General features: G+C 38.0%; 18 protein-coding genes and 1 pseudogene. 17 read left to right on the top strand and 2 right to left on the bottom strand.

The features are described from left to right. Positions 1-90 precede the first annotated feature (90 nt). The 8 genes from ACE198_RS04705 to ACE198_RS04740 all read left to right on the top strand — a co-directional run bounded on the left by ACE198_RS04705 (position 91) and on the right by ACE198_RS04740 (position 7621). Entirely contained in the window at positions 91-888 is a 798-nt protein-coding gene (locus ACE198_RS04705; RefSeq protein ID WP_375374809.1) for a TIGR00282 family metallophosphoesterase, read from the top strand. 190 nt (positions 889-1078) lie between these two features. After that, positions 1079-1339, top strand: coding sequence for a stage V sporulation protein SpoVS (gene spoVS / locus ACE198_RS04710; RefSeq protein WP_026566505.1), 261 nt, complete (start codon positions 1079-1081; stop codon positions 1337-1339). Positions 1340-1818: 479 nt separating this feature from the next. After that, positions 1819-3555, top strand: a complete 1737-nt coding sequence (locus ACE198_RS04715) for a 2-oxoacid:acceptor oxidoreductase subunit alpha (RefSeq protein ID WP_142332956.1) — start codon at positions 1819-1821, stop codon at positions 3553-3555. Continuing rightward, positions 3556-4422 (top strand): 2-oxoacid:ferredoxin oxidoreductase subunit beta, encoded by an 867-nt coding sequence (locus ACE198_RS04720; protein ID WP_098571729.1) that lies wholly within the window; start codon positions 3556-3558, stop codon positions 4420-4422. A 115-nt stretch (positions 4423-4537) separates the two neighbouring features. Then, positions 4538-6082 carry a tRNA (N6-isopentenyl adenosine(37)-C2)-methylthiotransferase MiaB gene (gene miaB, locus ACE198_RS04725; RefSeq protein WP_098571730.1) on the top strand — a complete coding sequence of 515 codons (1545 nt, stop codon included), beginning with the start codon at positions 4538-4540 and terminating at the stop codon, positions 6080-6082. Position 6083: 1 nt separating this feature from the next. Then, positions 6084-6539: a YlbF/YmcA family competence regulator gene (locus tag ACE198_RS04730; RefSeq protein WP_098571731.1), complete on the top strand. Its 456-nt coding sequence runs from the start codon at positions 6084-6086 to the stop codon at positions 6537-6539. Between the two features lie 241 nt (positions 6540-6780). After that, positions 6781-7326: an outer spore coat protein CotE gene (locus ACE198_RS04735; protein ID WP_026566510.1), complete on the top strand. Its 546-nt coding sequence runs from the start codon at positions 6781-6783 to the stop codon at positions 7324-7326. A gap of 94 nt (positions 7327-7420) precedes the next feature. Further along, entirely contained in the window at positions 7421-7621 is a 201-nt protein-coding gene (locus ACE198_RS04740) for a hypothetical protein (RefSeq protein ID WP_375374810.1), read from the top strand. A gap of 13 nt (positions 7622-7634) precedes the next feature. On the opposite strand, the gene ACE198_RS04745 is transcribed toward ACE198_RS04740, so the two are convergent. Beyond that, the gene (locus ACE198_RS04745) at positions 7635-8186 is read right to left on the bottom strand and encodes a GNAT family N-acetyltransferase (RefSeq protein WP_375374811.1); all 552 of its coding nucleotides are present in this window, start codon (positions 8184-8186) and stop codon (positions 7635-7637) included. A 128-nt stretch (positions 8187-8314) separates the two neighbouring features. Between ACE198_RS04745 and ACE198_RS04750 the strand changes: the two genes are divergently transcribed. The 7 genes from ACE198_RS04750 to ACE198_RS04780 all read left to right on the top strand — a co-directional run bounded on the left by ACE198_RS04750 (position 8315) and on the right by ACE198_RS04780 (position 13836). Further along, positions 8315-8968 (top strand): protein kinase family protein, encoded by a 654-nt coding sequence (locus ACE198_RS04750; protein WP_251456058.1) that lies wholly within the window; start codon positions 8315-8317, stop codon positions 8966-8968. Between the two features lie 22 nt (positions 8969-8990). Continuing rightward, positions 8991-9455 (top strand): flavin reductase family protein, encoded by a 465-nt coding sequence (locus tag ACE198_RS04755; protein WP_098571735.1) that lies wholly within the window; start codon positions 8991-8993, stop codon positions 9453-9455. A 109-nt stretch (positions 9456-9564) separates the two neighbouring features. Continuing rightward, on the top strand, positions 9565-10374 hold the full coding sequence (locus ACE198_RS04760; RefSeq protein ID WP_375374812.1) for an ABC transporter ATP-binding protein: 810 nt from the start codon (positions 9565-9567) through the stop codon (positions 10372-10374). A 146-nt stretch (positions 10375-10520) separates the two neighbouring features. Continuing rightward, positions 10521-11411, top strand: a complete 891-nt coding sequence (locus ACE198_RS04765) for an SCO family protein (RefSeq protein WP_375374813.1) — start codon at positions 10521-10523, stop codon at positions 11409-11411. Between the two features lie 45 nt (positions 11412-11456). Continuing rightward, positions 11457-11642 carry a 4-oxalocrotonate tautomerase gene (locus tag ACE198_RS04770; RefSeq protein ID WP_098571738.1) on the top strand — a complete coding sequence of 62 codons (186 nt, stop codon included), beginning with the start codon at positions 11457-11459 and terminating at the stop codon, positions 11640-11642. Between the two features lie 203 nt (positions 11643-11845). Beyond that, on the top strand, positions 11846-13027 hold the full coding sequence (locus tag ACE198_RS04775; RefSeq protein WP_375374814.1) for a two-component system sensor histidine kinase NtrB: 1182 nt from the start codon (positions 11846-11848) through the stop codon (positions 13025-13027). Positions 13028-13080: 53 nt separating this feature from the next. Next, complete coding sequence (locus tag ACE198_RS04780; protein WP_098571740.1) at positions 13081-13836, top strand: class I SAM-dependent methyltransferase; 756 nt, start codon at positions 13081-13083, stop codon at positions 13834-13836. 95 nt (positions 13837-13931) lie between these two features. Here the strand turns inward: ACE198_RS04780 and ACE198_RS04785 are convergent, their stop codons facing one another. Then, positions 13932-14816, bottom strand: coding sequence for a LysR family transcriptional regulator (locus ACE198_RS04785; RefSeq protein ID WP_098571741.1), 885 nt, complete (start codon positions 14814-14816; stop codon positions 13932-13934). A gap of 168 nt (positions 14817-14984) precedes the next feature. On the opposite strand from ACE198_RS04785, the pseudogene ACE198_RS04790 reads away from it, so the two are divergent. Continuing rightward, positions 14985-17886, top strand: a pseudogene (locus ACE198_RS04790) (2-oxoglutarate dehydrogenase E1 component). A 69-nt stretch (positions 17887-17955) separates the two neighbouring features. After that, positions 17956-19212 (top strand): 2-oxoglutarate dehydrogenase complex dihydrolipoyllysine-residue succinyltransferase, encoded by a 1257-nt coding sequence (gene odhB / locus ACE198_RS04795; protein WP_375374815.1) that lies wholly within the window; start codon positions 17956-17958, stop codon positions 19210-19212. The last annotated feature ends 174 nt before the right edge of the window (positions 19213-19386 follow it).

Raw genomic sequence — 19386 nt, forward strand, 5'->3', positions numbered from 1 at the left:
TTTTTTTATGAAAGTGCTTATCCGATTAAATGAAGTCTGAATGTGATACAATTGAAACATTAACAATTTTTCTTGATGAGAGGATTAAAAATGAATCTACTTTTTATAGGTGATGTTGTCGGGTCACCAGGCCGAGACATGGTAAAGGAATATTTGCCAAAATTAAAAGAAAAATATCGTCCGCATTTTACCATTATTAATGGGGAAAATGCTGCAGGCGGTAAAGGAATTACAGAAAAGATATATCGTGAATTTTTAGGTTATGGCGCACAAGCTGTAACCCTTGGTAATCACTCATGGGACAACCGTGAGATCTTTGAGTTTATCGGTTCAGCCAAAAATATGGTTAGACCAGCGAATTTTCCTGAAGGAACACCAGGTAAAGGGATGGCATTTTTTAAAGTAAATGATTTAGAAGTTGCCGTCATTAATCTGCAAGGGAGAACTTTCATGGCACCGTTGGATTGTCCATTTAAAAAGGCAGACGAATTAATTGAAATTGCCAGAGAAAGAACTCCATATATTTTTGTGGATTTTCATGCCGAAGTAACCAGTGAGAAGCAGGCAATGGGTTGGTACCTGGATGGGAGAGTATCTGCGGTTGTAGGGACACATACACATGTTCAGACGGCTGATAGCCGCATTCTGCCTAATGGCACAGGGTATTTATCCGATGTGGGCATGACGGGTCCGTATGACGGTATTTTAGGGGTGGAGAGAGATGCTGTTCTTAAAAGGTTTCTGACGAGCCTTCCTGTCCGGTTTGAGGTGGCGGCAGGCGGAAGAAATCAGCTTAGTGCCGTCTATATTGAATTGGATCGGAAATCCGGCTTTACAAAAAAAATTCAACCTATCTTAATAAATGATGATCATCCGTTTTATACTTAAAGAGCAAATTGGTTTTGCTCTTTTTTTTTATAGCTCCAAAAGCTCCAGAGCCTAGAGACTGGCGCATTTTTTTTGTCCAAGCCGGAATATGTTTTTTGACAACTGAATATAGTAGCAGTGGAATGTTATAACCTGATTTGTTCATGAAACTGCTCATGCGGGATCGGGATTTTCTAAGGAGGAGCTAGAAATGGATATATTAAAAGTTTCAGCAAAATCTAATCCTAATTCTGTAGCTGGTGCGCTTGCCGGGGTTCTGCGTGAAAGAGGTGCAGCGGAAATACAGGCAATTGGGGCGGGTGCATTGAATCAAGCCGTTAAGGCAGTAGCGATTGCTCGAGGATTTGTAGCACCTAGCGGAGTTGATTTAATTTGTATCCCTGCGTTTACCGATATTTTAATTGACGGGGAAGAACGCACAGCTATCAAACTAATTGTAGAACCGCGTTGAAAGAGATAGACTTTTGACAAGTAAAAACAAATAATGATTGATACTACCTGCTTGTATAATCAAGCAGGTATTTTTTAGTTATAGGTCAAAAATCAAAAATATCGATAAAACATTATTCTAAGATAGACTATAATTATTTCTAGAATATAAATAATAGATATTTGTTTGAAGAATAAATGTTAGAAAAACTGCCATATAATGAGGTGGATTTTTGTTTTTACAGCAGTCGACATAATCGAATCCGAGTATATTTCAAATAATAAAAAAATATTCATATTTTAGACAATATTTCGCTTTAAAGGGTTGCAATTTTTAGTGCATAGGTCTAGAATTGTAAGCGTTTAGTACATATCTTAAGTTACATTTTTTAGTCTTGCTATTATAGGCTAAATTCTAGTGAAATACTCGGAATAGTGCTAAACTAATAAATGAATCAATTTATTCTAATTAATTTTTACATATCCAAAGGGGTGTAAGTCATGATCAATCAACTTTCATGGAAAGTTGGAGGACAACAAGGGGAAGGTATTGAAAGTACTGGGGAAATCTTTGCAATTGCACTGAATCGCCTGGGCTATTACTTGTATGGTTATCGTCACTTTTCTTCACGGATTAAGGGTGGTCATACCAACAATAAAATCAGAGTAAGTACGACAGAAGTGCGTTCAATTTCTGATGACCTAGATATCCTAGTAGCATTTGACCAAGAAACGATTGATTTAAATTACAAAGAACTACACAGTAATGGTGTAATCCTTGCTGATGCGAAATTTTCACCAAAGAAGCCTGATGATACACAAGCATCATTGTATGCGGTACCATTTACTGAAATTGCCACTGAACTTGGAACTTCTTTAATGAAGAACATGGTAGCAATCGGTGCAACATCTGCTATTTTAGACTTAGATATTAATGTATTTGAAGTAGTAGTTCGTGAGATTTTTGGCAAAAAAGGCGACCAAGTTGTTGCGAAGAATATGGATGCAATCAAAGCCGGCTTTGAAAAAGTGAAAGAAAATCTAGCTTCAGGTGTCCCAACAATGGAACTTGAAAAGGCTGACGGCCAAAAAAGGATGTTTATGATTGGTAACGATGCGATCGCACTTGGTGCTATTGCAGGCGGATGCCGATTTATGGCAGCTTATCCTATTACACCAGCATCTGAAATAATGGAGTATTTGATTAAAAAATTACCTGCTTTAGGTGGTACAGTTATTCAAACAGAAGATGAAATTGCTGCTTGTACAATGGCCATTGGAGCTAACTACGGCGGTGTACGTGCAATTACTGCTTCAGCTGGACCTGGGTTATCATTAAAAATGGAAGCAATTGGACTTTCTGGTATCACTGAAACGCCGCTGGTAATTGTGGATACGCAACGTGGAGGTCCTTCAACAGGATTACCAACAAAGCAAGAACAATCGGATCTTATGGCAATGATTTATGGTACACATGGTGAAATCCCAAAAATTGTTATGGCTCCAAGTACGGTTGAGGAAGCTTTTTATGATACAGCGGAAGCATTCAATTTAGCAGAAGAATATCAATGCCCTGTCATTATTTTATCTGATCTTCAATTATCTTTAGGAAAACAGACCGTTGAACCATTAAATTATGACAAAGTTGAAATCAGACGTGGAAAATTGGTAGCTGATGAAATCCCAGCTAACGAAAATAATGCATATTTTAAACGGTATGAAGTTACAGAAGATGGTGTTTCACCACGTGTAATTCCTGGTATGAAAAATGGTATCCACCATGTAACAGGTGTTGAGCATGATGAAACAGGTAAACCATCTGAATCTGCTGCAAATCGAATTGCGCAAATGGATAAGCGTTTCCGTAAAATCGAAAATATTCGCTTTAATACACCTGTATATAAAAATACTAAGCACGAAGATCCAGATGTATTATTTGTCGGTTTTAATTCAACACGCGGTGTTATTGAAGAAGCGATGACACGTTTAGAGAATGATGGCTTAAAAGTAAATCATGCTCAGATTCGCTTAATTCACCCATTCCCAACAGACGAAGTTCTTCCGTTAGTTCGTGCTGCTAAGAAAGTGATTGTTTTAGAAAACAATGCAACCGGGCAATTAGCAAATATTATGAAAATGAATGTTGGACATGCTGAAAAGATTACTAAGCATCTTAAATATGATGGAAATCCATTCTTACCACACGAAGTTTATACAAAATGTAAGGAGTTGTTCTAAATGGCCACTTTTAAAGACTTTCGTAACAATGTAAAACCGAACTGGTGCCCTGGCTGTGGCGACTTCTCTGTACAAGCGGCAATGCAACGTGCGGCAGCGAATGTTGGTTTAGAACCCGAAAATCTTGCTGTAATTTCTGGAATTGGCTGTTCTGGCCGGATTTCAGGTTATATTAATTCCTATGGTTTCCATGGAATTCATGGCCGTTCACTTCCAATTGCACAAGGTGTGAAAATGGCAAATCGTGACTTAACTGTTATCGCTTCTGGCGGAGACGGAGATGGATATGCAATTGGAATGGGTCATACGATTCATGCTATTCGTCGTAATCTCGACATTACTTATATCGTAATGGATAACCAAATTTATGGTTTAACAAAGGGTCAAACATCACCACGTTCAGCAGCAGGCTTTAAAACAAAGTCATCTCCGCTTGGATCGATTGAGCAATCAATTTCTCCAATGGAAATGGCGTTAACTGTAGGAGCAACATTTGTAGCACAAAGTTTCTCTACAGACTTAAAAGATTTAACTGCTTTAATTGAAGCAGGTATTAATCACAAAGGATTTTCATTAATCAATGTGTTCAGTCCATGTGTTACTTATAATAAGGTAAACACATACGATTGGTTTAAAGAAAATCTAACTAAACTTAGTGATATCGAAGGTTATGATCCTTCAAATCGCGAAGAAGCAATGCAGACATTAATGAAGCATAATGGTCTTGTTACAGGGCTAATTTATCAAAATACTGAACGTAAGTCTTATCAAGAATTAATAACTGGCTTCTCTGAAACACCATTATCAAAAGCAGACCTTAATTTGGATCAAAATTATTTTGATAAATTAGTTTCTGAATTTATTTAATGGCAAATAGAAAATCCCGGGGCTATAGCCCACGGGATTTTCTATTGTTTTCAAGTCCGTTAACCTTTATACTATAATAATGTGTGGACTATGTCTGAAAGGGGCATTTGAACAAATGAATGAAAAACAACGTTTAGAAGGTACGCAAGTCGAGTCTGTTAATTCTTCGGACAAAAAATCCGCCAAGGATTACAGCAAGTACTTTGAACAAGTAATTACTGCACCATCCTTGAAGGATGCTAAAAAGCGTGGAAAAGAAGAAGTAAAGTACCATAATGACTTTGCGATTCCAGAGGAGTTCCGTGGAATGGGCGAGGGTAGAAAGTTTTATATCCGTACCTATGGGTGTCAGATGAATGAGCATGATACGGAAGTTATGGCAGGGATATTTTTAGCTTTAGGTTATGAACCCACTGACAGCACTGAAGATGCAAATGTCATTTTATTAAATACATGTGCAATTAGGGAAAATGCTGAAAATAAAGTGTTTGGTGAACTAGGTCATTTAAAGTCATTAAAATTGGAAAAGCCTGACTTACTTTTAGGTGTTTGTGGATGTATGTCACAAGAAGAATCTGTTGTTAACAAAATTCTAAAAACCTACCATCAGGTTGATATGATTTTTGGTACCCATAATATTCACCGTTTACCACATATCTTGAATGAGGCATACATGTCAAAAGAGATGGTTGTTGAGGTATGGTCTAAAGAAGGAGATGTCATTGAAAACCTTCCAAAAGTCCGTCGTGGGAATATTAAAGCTTGGGTTAACATCATGTATGGTTGTGATAAATTCTGTACGTATTGTATCGTACCATTCACTCGTGGGAAAGAAAGAAGCCGCAGGCCGGAAGAAATCATTCAAGAAGTACGTCATCTTGCCGCACAGGGTTACCAAGAAGTTACCTTGCTTGGTCAAAATGTAAATGCTTATGGAAAAGATTTAGAAGAAGGTTCGTATGGTCTGGGTGAATTGATGGATGAATTACGAAAAATTGATATTCCAAGAATCCGCTTCACCACAAGCCATCCGCGTGACTTTGATGATCGTTTAATTAATGTGCTGGCCAAAGGTGGAAACTTAATGGACCATATTCATTTACCGGTTCAATCAGGTTCTACTGATGTATTAAAAATTATGGCACGTAAGTATACTAGAGAACAATATTTAGAATTAGTAAGAAAAATTAAAGCGGCAATTCCTAATGTAGCTCTAACCACAGATATTATAGTGGGTTACCCAAATGAAACGGATGAGCAGTTTGAAGAAACAATGTCTCTCTATCGTGAAGTCGGTTATGAATTAGCATATACCTTTATTTATTCTCCACGTGAAGGCACTCCAGCTGCAAAAATGGAAGATAATGTTCCAATGGAAGTTAAGAAAGCACGGTTACAACGCTTAAATGCACTTGTGAATGAACTTTCCTTAGAAGCGATGAAAAAGCATGAAGGGCAAATCGTTGATGTCTTGGTTGAAGGGGAGAGTAAGAACAATCCTGATGTCCTTGCAGGTTACACATCTAGGAATAAGCTTGTAAACTTTGTTGCACCAAAATCTGCAATTGGAAAAATTGTAAAAGTCAAAATAACAGAAGCAAGAACATGGTCATTGAACGGAGAAATCGTGAAAGAACTAGATCCAGCAGAGGTGAAGTAAAGTGGCGAAATATACAAAAGATGATATCGTTGCACGTGCAACAGACTTAGCTCGAATGATTGCAGAAACAGAAGAGGTTGACTTCTTTAAACGTGCAGAAGCACAATTAAATGAAAACACGAAAGTTCACACTTTAATTTCAGATATAAAAGGATTACAAAAGCAAGCTGTAAATCTTCAGCATTATGGAAAACCTGAGGCCTTGAAAAAGGTTGAAGATAAGATTGCTTCGATTGAGCAAGAATTAGATGAAATTCCTGTTGTACAGGAGTTCAAACAATCACAATTAGATGTAAACGAATTGCTTCAAATTATTGCTTCAACCATTTCAAATACAGTCACCGATGAAATCATCATTTCAACGGGCGGCGATGTATTATTAGGAGAAACTGGTTCAAGCATGCAAAATGGCGGCGGTTCTTGTGAAGGTCACGACGATTGCGATCACGAACATTAAGATTCCAGCCAGGCTTACTAGAGCCTGGCTTTATTTTTTTCCTCCTATTTATTTTCCCCTCCAATCTGAATCTTATTACTCTTCATTTTTAAAGTACATGCATACAAGGCACACACCTATAACTCCCGCATAAAATGAACTATGACTAAACTTTTATCCAGTACTCAACAAAATAAATTTCACACTAGTCTTATATCTTGCATACGATGAAATGAAAATGAATGAGGAGGGTTCGCGCGAAATGGGAGAATATAGAGAGATAATTACCAAGGCCGTAGTAGCGAAAGGACGTAAATTTACACAGTCCAATCATACGATTAGCCCGGCGCATAGTCCAACAAGTATACTTGGCTGTTGGATCATCAACCATAAATATAATGCGAAAAAGGTTGGCAAGACTGTAGAGATACATGGCTCTTATGACATCAATGTTTGGTACTCATTTAATGATAATACCAAAACAGAAGTTGTCACAGAACGTGTCCAATATACAGACGTCATTAAGTTAAAGTATCGTGACCATGATTGCCTCGATGACAATGAAATTAGTGCTCGAGTGCTGCAGCAGCCAAATTGTGTTGAAGCAGTCATTTCTCCGAATGGCAATCGTATCATCGTCCATGTTGAAAGAGAATTCCTCGTAGAGGTGATTGGCGAAACAAAGGTTTGTGTTCTTGTCAGCTCTGATGGATGCAAGGACTGCGATGATGATTGGGGTATGGATGTAGACGATGAAGAATTCGAAGAGTTAAATCCAGATTTCTTAGTCGGCTCAGAAGAAGAATAAAAGTAACTAGGAGGTTTTACTTCCTAGTTTTTTTCTTTTTCATGGGAATTATTAAATGGAAAATTAGCATGCTATGATAAGGAGGTGTTAGAAAATGGAACCTAGACAGCCTGGAAATAAAAATATACCCGATTTTGACAAATTAAATGACCGAATAATTGCAGAGAGTTCACCCTCACCAATGTTAGTGATCAAAACCAATCTCGATCCACAAGATGCTACTGAATGTAATCCGTACTATAATGATACCATCGGGAAAAACCCTAAAAAAGTAAAGGATTACTTTGAGGAATAAGAAAGCCAGGAGATTACCCCTGGCTTTCTGTCCATTCTGCTTTTAATAACGACAAAACGTACGTATTATAAAATTGTTCATTTTGATTAATATAGCCGCGAAGAATTCCTTCCTTTGTGAAACCAATCTTCAGTAGTAAATTGATTGATGCTACATTTTCCGGAAAGACAACGGCACCAAGTCGATTTAAATCTAAGTGTTGAAAGCTAAAGCGGATTACTTCATTTATTGCTTCGGAACTTAGTCCCCTTCTCCAATAATCTGGATGGAGTTCATAGCCAATCTCAGCACGCCTATTTTTTAAATGTAAACCGTTAAGCCCCACCGTACCGATGAAGCGCTGATTTTCTTTTAATTTTATACCCCAACGGATCCCGCGTTTTTCAACAAAATTCTTATAAAACATGTCAATTAATCTTGAAGCTTCAACAGGTAAAGTAAAACGATTAGTCCCATAAAACCTCGTCACTTCTTCTAAGGATAAAATTTCGTATATGTAGTCCACATGCTGATGGGTTATTTCAATTAATTTAAGTCTTTTGGTTTCTAAAATGGGAAAAGTCATAGCAAATCCTTTCTATTAGCCCTTAGTGCTTCGAATTTCCATATGAATTCTAAATCTTAATACTAATTATTAGTGTATAATGGCATAAAAGAAATTTCCATTATATTTTGGTTTAGAAGGTGTACATTTTGCAAAAAGCGGAGTATATAAATTTAATAGAAACAGAGCTATTCCCGAAAATACAATTAACGACAACAAGTCCGTTTGACCCAATTATAGTAGAAAATCAATCACAGATCTGGAAAACCATCGGAAGTGGTAATTATGCTGGAGTATTTTCGCTTGATGCAAAGCCAGAATGGGTTGTAAAAGTATATGGTCGAAATCCTGAGGAACTTAAGAAGGAAATTGAAGTATATAAAAGATTAGGAAATCATAAAAGTTATTCTACTCTGTATGATTATGGGGAAAATTATTTAATCTTAAAAAAGCTAGAAGGTATCACTTTGTTTGATGCCCTGGTAAAGGGGGTTCCAATTCCCGAATCAGTTATAAATGATATTGATTCCGGTTTGGATTATGCAAGGTCAGTTGGATTAAATCCCTACGATGTCCATGGGAAAAATGTCGTCATGTTTGAGGGTAGGGGTTATATAGTGGATATATCTGATTTTTATAAAAAAGGATTTTGTAGGAAATGGAAAGATTTAAAAAAAGCTTATTATAAGATTTATTTACCATATATATATAAATATCATCCACCAATCCCTTTTTTTATGGTTGATGCAATGCGGAAAGGATATCGGATGTATCGTCGTTTGAAAAAGAAAGGCAAAAAATAATTATATGTAGCGAGGTGTTATTATGGATGACCGTCAGTTTCGAAACGCAATGGGGAAATTTGCAACTGGAGTAACAGTAGTGGCAACAGAAGTAGCGGGAAATGTACATGGAATGACTGCAAATGCCTTTATGTCTGTTTCGCTTAATCCAAAACTTGTTGTCATATCGATTGCTGAAAAAGCACAAATGCTTGAAAAGATAAAACAAAGCAAAAAGTTCTCGGTCAATATACTTGCTGCAGGACAACAAGAATTATCAATGATATTTGCAGGACAGTTAAAAAATCAACAAAATGTAGTGTTTGACCGTCTTGAAGGAATCCCGGTTTTACCTGGCGCAGTGGCACAAATTACATGTGAAGTATCGGCAGAGCATGTTGAAGGAGATCATACCCTTTTTATTGGCCGGGTAACTAGCATTAACCTGGAAGATTCGGACCCGTTGATTTATTTTAGTGGAAGATATCGATCGCTTCGAGACGAGTAAAAAAGATTCAATAAGTCCTATTTGGTAGGGCTTATTTTTTTATTTTCTGAAAATTTGATACAATAATAATAAAATACAACCCATAAATAAAATGAAAGGAGCCATTACAATGGTTTTACAACTCGAAAATGTCTCATTAAGACGAGAAGGAAATTGGATTTTGCAAAATGTAAATTGGCAGATTAATAGAGGAGAAAATTGGGTATTATTTGGTTTAAATGGCTCGGGTAAAACTGCAATCTTAAATTTATTAAATGCCTATTATTTTCCGACAAAAGGGAATGTAACTGTACTGGGCATGGAATTTGGGAAAACGTATTTAAGTGAGAAACTGCGCAAACAGATTGGATTTGTATCATCTTCACTTCAGGAAAAATTTCATTCCGGAGATAACGCATTTGAGGTTGTCTTAAGCGGGGCTTTTGCATCGATTGGTCTCTATGAAACACCCACAGATGAAATGAGGAAAAAGGCTGTTGGCCTTTTGGATTCACTTGGTTGTATTAGATATGCAAACCGAAATTACGAAAAATTATCACAGGGTGAAAAGCAGCGTGTATTAATTGCTCGTGCACTGATGGCAGACCCTTCTTTGCTGATTTTGGATGAACCGACAAATGGATTAGATTTTATTGCACGTGAACAACTATTAGAATCGATTGAAAAAATTGCAAAAGATCCCGATGCCCCGAGCTTGATTTATGTCACCCATCATGTTGAAGAAATCCTGCCTGTTTTCACTAAAACCCTTTTACTAAAAGAGGGTCAAGTTTTTGCAGCTGGGGAGACAAGTAAATTGCTAACAAGTGAAAAGTTAACGGAATTTTTCAATCTTCCAGTACAGGTTGAGTGGAAGATAAACCGTCCATTGCTTACAAGACTACAGGTTGATGAGAAAGATAGAATCAGTACATATTGATGATTGAAGAGGCGTATGAATTCATCATGCGCCTACAATCGTTATTTTGGTTTATGTGTAAAACTTCACAGATTTAAAGAAGATTGTATTATATAGTAAAAGGGAGCTGTGATATTAAAATTTATCTGACTGAGAGGATAGGCACGATGAAAAAATCTTTTGTTTTCATATTGAGTCTGATGTTTATATTTATTGCAGGCTGTGGGTCAGCAAGTAACTTAACGATAAAACTTTCTACTCCAAAAACATTTACATCTGGAAAAATATATGCGATGCAGTTTTCTGTGGTCGACAAACAGGGAAATCCGGTGGAGGGGGCTAAAGTGAGTGCTGAATTAAATATGAAAAATATGGACCACGGAACAACCCCTGTAGCAGTTAAAGAAATTGGGGATGGCAAATATATTGGAACCGCTAATATAGCGATGAACGGTGATTGGATGGCTACAATAAAAGTAGAACAAGATGGCAAAATTGTTGAGGATGAAAAGCAATTTACTGTGGAGGCAAAAACATTAGCGAATGCCCATAAAGCGACAAAAGAAGTTACTTTACCTGAATTTAAGTTAATGGACCAGAATGGAATTTCAGTAACGAAACAAGATTTTTTAGGAAAAACCGTTGTACTGACCTTTACGTATGTTAATTGTATCGATCCAAACGCATGTCCCATATTATTGGGGAATTTCAGCCATTTGCAGCAGGATCTGAAATCAAAAAGAAGTAAGACAGATAATCTTTTACTTGTGTCCATTTCACTTGACCCTGAAAATGATAAACCAGAAATCATGAAAGAACATGCAAAGAAAATGAATTTTGATTTATCCTACCTGAAAATGCTGACAGGGGATAAGAAGCAGATTCAAAACTTGGCAAATACCCTCGGTGAGCATTATGAAAAAAGAGGGTCTGAAGTTTTACATGACAACAAAACGTTTATCTTTAATGGAGACGGAAGGCTGACGCATGAATTTACAGGAAGCATCATTGATCGTGATGAATTATATCAGGATGTTGTTTTCAAATTGGAGGAATAGTAAGATAGCAGCAGCCTGAAGAGCCTAAAAAAAGGAGTATCTACAATGCCAATTATTAATGTTCAAATATTAGAAGGAAGACCAAAAGAGAAAATAGAAGAAGTTATTCACAATCTTACTAATACTGTTTCAGAAACATTAGACGCTCCAAAGGAGAGCATAAGAGTTATCGTTACAGAGATCCCAAAATCCCATTGGGGAATAGCTGGGGTCCCAGTTTCAAAAAGGTAATGGAGAGTATAGTGGTTTTTTGGGGGGAATTAGATCCTTGTAGTTAGCAAAAGTGTGTGAGTGCGAAATAACTTGTCATTTAGACTATCCTTTAGAGGACAGTCTTTTTATTTATTATGGTAAAATTAATCTGAGGTTTTTGACCGGAAAATCTAGTATAATCATTTGGACAACCTTTAGATAAATGAATCGGAGAGAAATATATGTTTTTTCGTTTAATGTACCATATCGTCTTGCCTATTTATGTTGTATTTGTGATTTTTTCCTCTACAACGTTGAATAAATCCCAAAACCACTTTTTAATGATTTTACTAGGCATTATTTTTATAATAAGCATTTTTTTGGAAAGGATTTATCCACGCTATTTTATTTATATAGCGGCTATTGAGATCATTTCGTTACTATTGTTTCATTTTACAACCCAGTTGAATTGGTGTTTCTCCATTTATATTATTTTACTTAGTAAATTCTTATTTCAAATCAGGGGTGTGCTTAAAGGGATTTTTCTTGGTTTTGTCTTGATTGCCTTTTACACATTAATAAGAATTTCGTATACTCCTGTCGATGCCTATAGCGTACTTGCAGTTGGATCGGACTTCTTAACATCTCTAGCTGTAGTGCTTATCATTCAATACATCATCGAGACAGAGAGAGCAAAAAATCTCCTCAAAGAAGAGAAGAAACGGGAAGAATTACGTTATCAAGAGGAAAAAATGAAACTCTTAGGAGAAATGGCTGGTGGCCTCGCACATGAAATTAGGAACCCTTTGACCATTATCCAAGGATTCATCAAACATTCTAAAGAGCATAATTATAATATAAAACCTTGGTATGACTTAATCCTTAGTGAAGTCAGTAGAATGAATAAGTTAACAGTTGAATTCCTGCAATTTTCAAAACCAAATGTCTCTTTATACCAAACATTTTCCAAGCATGAGTGTTTAAAGAGGGTAATCGTATTAACAGATTCCAAAGCCCGTAGTTCGGGACATCAAATCATATACACGGATTACAATCCCGATCTGTTTTTACCAATGGACTTGGATAAAATGGTACAAGTTTTTGTGAATTTAATAAATAATGCCATCCAATCAATGGTTGAAAATGGAGATATTACGATTCGATTATTAAAAGATGAGAACAAAGCTGTAGTTGAGATTAGTGATAAGGGTGTTGGTATCGAAGATGCAAATCTGGAGAAAATCTTTAGTCCTTTCTATACAACGAAATCTGATGGAACGGGGTTAGGGCTTTCTATTTGTCAGAAAATTATTCAGGATCATGGAGGAACGATTAAGGTGACTAGTATCCCAAATCAAGGAACTAAATTCACCATTTGTTTTCCTTTAAAAAATGAATATCACGAAACTCATGCGGTAAAGTAGAGGTTGCTGTTTTAAAGGCTATTTCATTTGGAACAGAGAGAGAAGGTGGCTTTATGAAATCAAATGATCAATTCACAGGAAAAGCAGAGGTATATGCAAAATATCGTCCCAGCTACCCCCCTGAATATATTGAATATATAATTTCTAAAGCTGGTTTAAATGAGGATAGTATTATTGCAGATATTGGCTCGGGAACCGGAATATTAAGTGGGCAGCTTATTGATAGGGGATTTACTGTAATTGGAGTGGAGCCAAATGATGATATGAGGACAGTTGCAGAACAAGCTTTGAAGACGGATTCCCGTTTTATTTCGATTAAGGGTACGGCTGAAAACACAAGTTTAACTGATAATAGTATAAATCTAGTTACCGTAGCACAAGCATTTCATTGGTTCGACATGGAGCCATTCAAATTGGAATGTCAACGGATTTTACATCAAGATGGAAAAGTTGCTCTTGTCTGGAATAGCCGGGATGGGTCAAGCGATATAAACAAGGAAAGTGCAGAGGTTTGCCAAAGGTACTGCCCAAATTTTAAAGGATTTAGCGGTGGTATGGAGGAAACTCCGATTGCATTTCAGCAATTTTTTAAAGATGGAAAGTATGATTTAAAGTTCTTTCACAATGACCTGCAATTTAATTTAAATGGATTTTTGGGACGATACTTATCCGCTTCATATTCCCCCAAAAAAACCGATGAGGAATATCATCCCTTCCTTACAGCATTATCAAATCTATTTTCCAGATATAGCAATAGTGGGCAAATAGTTATTCCAAATATCACAAGGAGCTATCTAGGTATAGTGTAATTGCTTAACAATTTGTCTCCGAACAACATTTTTACCTAATTAGGGTAGTGAAACAGGTCACGTAGAAGAAGACTACGTGACCTGTTTCACCTCTTTCAATTGTGTTTCCAATCGATTTTTTCGATAAAATTGACAAACGCCTTAACAACATTCCACTCCATAGCTTCTTTATGGTAATACATCCACGTTCTTCGCAAAATTGAATTTCCTTCTTGGTCTTTTAAATTGATTTTGTATATGTCTTCTATCCCTTTGAGTACTCTGCTAGACAAAATGCAATATCCTAAACCATTTAAAACCATTTCCTTACAGGGGTCTACTTGATCGACTTCTATACTTATAAAGGGGGCTTGCGCAAAATTTTCTGCCCACCAATGATCAATGAGTGATTTTAATAGGTAGTCCCCTCGATATTCGATTCTAGGAAGACGAGGCAGGTCCTTCATATTAAATTCATTTTTTGAAGCAATGCAAATAGTTTCCTCAAACAATTGATGTTTCGATAATCCCCGCCAGCCATAATCTCCACGAACAAAGCTGATATGAACGTCTTTATTATGAATAAGTTGAGTTACGTCTCTGCTCCATCCCGTCGTTACTTTGAATTCCACATGTGGATATTGCATTTTAAATAATTTCAAAATATAGGGAAGTTCGTAATTCGCGAAAAAGTTGGAAACCCCCAATTTCAACGTACCTACCACTTGGTCACTTTCGTGATTACTCATATTTTGGACATTTTCTTTTATCTTTTCATAATGTGCTAATGCCTCCTCAGCACAATGAACAAGGTATTCTCCTTGTGGGGTAAAATGCACTCCCCTGCTTTCACGGGTTACGATTTTTACGCCTAGTTCTTCCTGCATATGCTTTAATCGAGTCGTTAATGCGGGTTGAGTAAGAAATAAGAGGCGGGCTGTTTTTGTTAAATTCTTTTGATGATAAAGCACCTTTAGTATTTCCCAGTCACGGTAATCCATTTTTCCACCCATCTATCTGATATTAATATTTTTTATAAGTTAATATTATTTTTTAGCATTTTATTTATTTCAATTATTACATTATCCTTAACCTTAAGCAATTGAAAATTACTTACTAAATAATCTGAAACAGAACATATAAGTAACACAACATTGGGGGAATTGTGAATGGGAGTACAGAAGAACCAGCATAATCCATGGAGGAAATTCAATGGTCCAAACCTTGGCTATGTTATTGAACAATACGAGCGGTATACAAACGGAGAAGAATTGATTGATCCAAAATTAAGAGAGCTTTTTCTAAAATGGGGCTCACCATTGTCTTTTGAGTCAAGACATACCGAAGAATACCCTAATAATGATTCTTTCAATCCTAATAATTCTACAAATATACAGATAGTACTGAAAGTGGTAAAGCTGCTTAAGAACATTCGTTCTAACGGTCATTTAGAGGCAAACATGAACCCACTAGAGGGGAATGTGCAAAATCAAGAGTTGTTTCATCCAGAAAAACATGGGGTAAGTGAGGAAGAGTTGAAAGCGATTCCAGCCAAACTAGTTTGGGAGGAGGCCCCGGCAGGAATACAAACGGCATGGGATGCGATCAACCATTTAAAGGATATTTATACCTCCACACTAGCCTTTGAATTTAACCACGTGCACCATATGGATGAACAATCATGGTTGACTCAAATGGTGGAAACAGGTTCCTTGCATCGGTCCTTATCAAAAGAAGAACAAAAAAACTTGCTTCAGGGTTTGACAGAGGTTGAGGGATTTGAACAATTTTTGCATAAAACCTTTGTCGGTCAGAAGAGATTCTCCATTGAGGGCGTTGACATGCTAGTACCGATGCTGAATGAGGCCGTGCACGAAGGTGTCGGGGATGGAGCAAGTAATGTCGTGATTGGAATGGCGCATCGCGGCCGCTTAAGTGTTCTTGCGCATGTGTTAAACAAACCATACAGCAAGATGTTCTCTGAATTTCTACATTCGTCCGCTAAACAACAAGGTCCTTCAGAAGATTTAGTCGATATTAGTGAGGGCTGGACAGGAGATGTGAAATATCATTTAGGCCGGAATCGTTTCTTGGAAGGCCCCGGGAATGTTCGAGCGCGGATTACCTTAGCGAATAATCCGAGTCATCTTGAGTTTGTTGATCCGGTAGTTGAAGGTTTTGCGAGAGCGGCCCAAGAAGAACGGAAGAATGCCGGTTACCCTAAGCAGGATGTTACGAGGTCGTTTGCGATTTTGGTCCATGGTGATGCAGCTTTTCCGGGTCAGGGAATTGTAGCGGAGACCTTGAATTTAAGCGGGTTAAAAGGATATCGAACGGGTGGAACCATCCATATCATTGCCAACAACATGGTAGGCTTTACAACCGATAGCCACGATTCACGTTCGACGAGATATTCGAGTGACTTAGCAAAAGGATTTGAGATTCCGATTGTCCATGTCAATGCGGATGACCCTGAAGCATGTCTGGCCGCTGTTCGTTTGGCTTATCAGTACCGCGCTCGTTTCCAAAAGGACTTTTTGATTGATTTGGTTGGATATCGTCGATTTGGCCACAATGAAATGGACGATCCAGCGGTTACTCAGCCACAGGTATATAAAAAAATTGTGAACCATCCAACTGTAAGAGCAGTGTATGCTAAACAGTTGCAAAATAGGGGCATTCTCAATCAAGCTGAAGTTGAGCAAATGAATCGCAGTGTGCAAGATATGTTAAAAGTGGAGTTTGAAAAAGTATCAGATAAGACGCAAAGTGAACCTCCAGCAGAAGTAGAAGTTCCAATGGTAATTGCCAAAGGAATTCCACAGTTGGAAACAAGCGTGCCACTTGATACACTTCGTGAAATAAACCAAGATTTACTGAAATGGCCGGAAGGTTTTCATGTATATCCAAAATTAAAGCGGATTTTAGAGCGTCGTGATCAGGCATTAGAAGTTAATGGGAAAGTAGAATGGGCGGTAGCAGAAGTGCTGGCATTTGCGTCGATGTTAAAAGATGGTACACCCATTCGTCTAACTGGCCAAGATTCTGAGCGTGGAACGTTTGCGCAGCGGCACATTGTGCTCCACGATGCAGAAACCAATGAGACGTATTCACCATTGCATCATCTTCCGCAAGCACGAGCTTCGTTTGCGGTTCATAATAGCCCGCTGTCGGAAGCAGCTGTTGTAGGTTTTGAATATGGATACAATGTATTTGCTCCTGAAACACTTGTCATGTGGGAAGCTCAATATGGCGACTTTGCCAACACGGCACAGCCGCTCTATGATCAATTTGTTTCATCTGCAAGGGCAAAATGGGGACAAAAATCAGGCTTAATTCTCCTGCTGCCTCATGGGTATGAAGGCCAAGGTCCGGAGCATTCAAGTGCCCGCCCTGAACGGTTTTTACAGTTAGCTGCTGAAAACAACTGGACGGTGGCCAACCTGACAAGTGCGGCCCAATATTTTCATATATTACGCCGTCAAGCTGCCATCTTAGGATCAGAGTTTGTTCGACCATTGGTGATTATGACGCCAAAGAGTCTGCTCCGCCACCCGCTAGTTGCTTCTACTGGTACTGCACTAAGCGAAGGTCATTTCCAAACGGTTTTGGAACAGCCTGAACTCGGAAAAGTGACAGAAAAGGTAAAGCGTTTAGTGTTAACAACGGGTAAGATGGCCATTGATCTGGCTGTTGGAATAGACTCACAGAAAGAAAATCGAAACCTAGAAGAGGTTCATATCGCTCGAATTGAACAATTGTATCCATTTCCTGAGGAAAAAGTAGAAGCCATCATAGAGCGTTATCCTAACTTGAAGGAAATTGTTTGGGTGCAGGAAGAACCGAAAAATATGGGTGCGTGGCATTATATCGCTCCAACTCTCTTTGAACTTGCTTCTGGCAGACTGACTGTTGGTTACATTGGACGTCGTGAACGTTCAAGCACAGCAGGAGGCGATCCAGCCGTTCATAAGAAAGAACAAGAACGGATTATCCAACAGGCTCTGAACTATATTGAGTCTAATAGATTCTCAGAAACAAGAAAGAGAACTAGTTACTAATTGCATTTAAGGAAAATAATTTAAGTAGAAATACTAACTTAATAGGGGAATTACCAACAAACATAGGAGGATACACCACATGATTGAAATCAAAGTACCAGAACTGGCAGAATCCATTACAGAAGGAACTATTGCTCAATGGCTCATTAATATTGGTGACAAAGTAACCAAAGGGGATAGTGTTGTTGAGTTGGAAACTGATAAAGTTAATATAGAATTAAATGCCGAATACTCAGGTGTAGTTACAAAGGTTTTAAAAGGGCCTGGCGATATCGTAGAAGTAGGCGATGTTATTGCGATTATCGAAGAGAATGAGAATGCAGCTACTGTAGCCAATTCATCTGTTCCAGCAGCTCCGGAAAAATCAGCTGAAGTAGAAACCTTTAATCAACAAAGCACCCAAGCTGAGCAAGAACTTCCGAAAGCTGCAAGCCCGATTGCTTCACCAGCTGCAAGAAAATTGGCCAGAGAATTGGGAATCGATTTAGCGCAAGTAAGCAGCAGGGATCCACTTGGCAGAATTAGACCAGAGGATGTAAAAGCATACACTCCGGCACCTTCAGTTAAAGAAGAGCGAAAGTTGGAAAAAACCAGCCCAAAACCAGCCGTACAACAAATAGATGAAGAGTTTGACAAACCAGTTGAACGGGTGAAAATGTCCCGCCGGCGTCAAACTATCGCTAAACGCCTAGTAGAAGTCCAGCATACAGCAGCGATGTTAACCACTTTTAACGAAGTCGATATGTCGGCCGTTATGGATTTACGCAATCAACGGAAAGATGCTTTTTATGAGAAACATGGTGTTCGTCTGGGATTCATGTCATTCTTTACCAAAGCTGTAGTCTCAGCTTTAAAGCAATTCCCACTTTTAAATGCTGAAATACAAGGCGATGAGTTGATTATCAAGAAATTCTATGATATTGGTATTGCTGTTGCAGCACCTGAGGGGTTGGTCGTCCCGGTTGTCCGCGGTGCGAACCAGAAAAACTTTGCCGAAATCGAACAGGATATCAGTAATCTTGGTAAAAAAGCTCGTGATAATGCACTTACGTTAAATGATTTGCAAGGTGGAACATTTACCATTACAAACGGTGGAGTTTTCGGTTCGTTAATGTCAACGCCAATCTTGAATAGCCCGCAAGTAGGGATTCTCGGAATGCATAAAATCCAAACAAGACCAATTGCGATTGATAAGGAGCGAATGGAAAACCGCCCGATGATGTATATCGCCTTGTCATACGATCATCGAATTGTAGATGGAAAAGAGGCTGTTAGCTTCTTGGCGACAGTCAAAGAATTATTGGAAGATCCACACTCGTTATTATTAGAAGGGTAAGAGTTTCAAAGGATTCATAAATATTGTTTCTCAGACTGTCGACAAATCCGAAGGATTTCGGGTTTTAAATCGGCAGTCTTTTTGTTTGGCTACATTAAACTAGTCTGTTGATTTCCGTTCCAGGCGGCTTCGCTTTCCGCGGGCGGTTCGGGAAGCCCTAAAGCAGATGCAGCT

It is taken from the genome of Neobacillus sp. KR4-4 (genome assembly GCF_042136325.1).
Classification (GTDB): domain Bacteria; phylum Bacillota; class Bacilli; order Bacillales; family Cytobacillaceae; genus Neobacillus.

Bases quoted from the DNA above. Each gene is read 5' to 3' on its own strand.
- ACE198_RS04735 (WP_026566510.1), top strand. From the start codon at position 6,781: ATGGGAGAATATAGAGAGATAATTACCAAGGCCGTAGTAGCGAAAGGA.
- ACE198_RS04705 (WP_375374809.1), top strand. From the start codon at position 91: ATGAATCTACTTTTTATAGGTGATGTTGTCGGGTCACCAGGCCGAGAC.
- ACE198_RS04770 (WP_098571738.1), top strand. From the start codon at position 11,457: ATGCCAATTATTAATGTTCAAATATTAGAAGGAAGACCAAAAGAGAAA.
- ACE198_RS04745 (WP_375374811.1), bottom strand. From the start codon at position 8,186: ATGACTTTTCCCATTTTAGAAACCAAAAGACTTAAATTAATTGAAATA.
- ACE198_RS04780 (WP_098571740.1), top strand. From the start codon at position 13,081: ATGAAATCAAATGATCAATTCACAGGAAAAGCAGAGGTATATGCAAAA.
- odhB (WP_375374815.1), top strand. From the start codon at position 17,956: ATGATTGAAATCAAAGTACCAGAACTGGCAGAATCCATTACAGAAGGA.
- ACE198_RS04740 (WP_375374810.1), top strand. From the start codon at position 7,421: ATGGAACCTAGACAGCCTGGAAATAAAAATATACCCGATTTTGACAAA.
- spoVS (WP_026566505.1), top strand. From the start codon at position 1,079: ATGGATATATTAAAAGTTTCAGCAAAATCTAATCCTAATTCTGTAGCT.
- ACE198_RS04715 (WP_142332956.1), top strand. From the start codon at position 1,819: ATGATCAATCAACTTTCATGGAAAGTTGGAGGACAACAAGGGGAAGGT.
- ACE198_RS04720 (WP_098571729.1), top strand. From the start codon at position 3,556: ATGGCCACTTTTAAAGACTTTCGTAACAATGTAAAACCGAACTGGTGC.
- ACE198_RS04760 (WP_375374812.1), top strand. From the start codon at position 9,565: ATGGTTTTACAACTCGAAAATGTCTCATTAAGACGAGAAGGAAATTGG.
- miaB (WP_098571730.1), top strand. From the start codon at position 4,538: ATGAATGAAAAACAACGTTTAGAAGGTACGCAAGTCGAGTCTGTTAAT.
- ACE198_RS04785 (WP_098571741.1), bottom strand. From the start codon at position 14,816: ATGGATTACCGTGACTGGGAAATACTAAAGGTGCTTTATCATCAAAAG.
- ACE198_RS04765 (WP_375374813.1), top strand. From the start codon at position 10,521: ATGAAAAAATCTTTTGTTTTCATATTGAGTCTGATGTTTATATTTATT.
- ACE198_RS04775 (WP_375374814.1), top strand. From the start codon at position 11,846: ATGTTTTTTCGTTTAATGTACCATATCGTCTTGCCTATTTATGTTGTA.
- ACE198_RS04755 (WP_098571735.1), top strand. From the start codon at position 8,991: ATGGATGACCGTCAGTTTCGAAACGCAATGGGGAAATTTGCAACTGGA.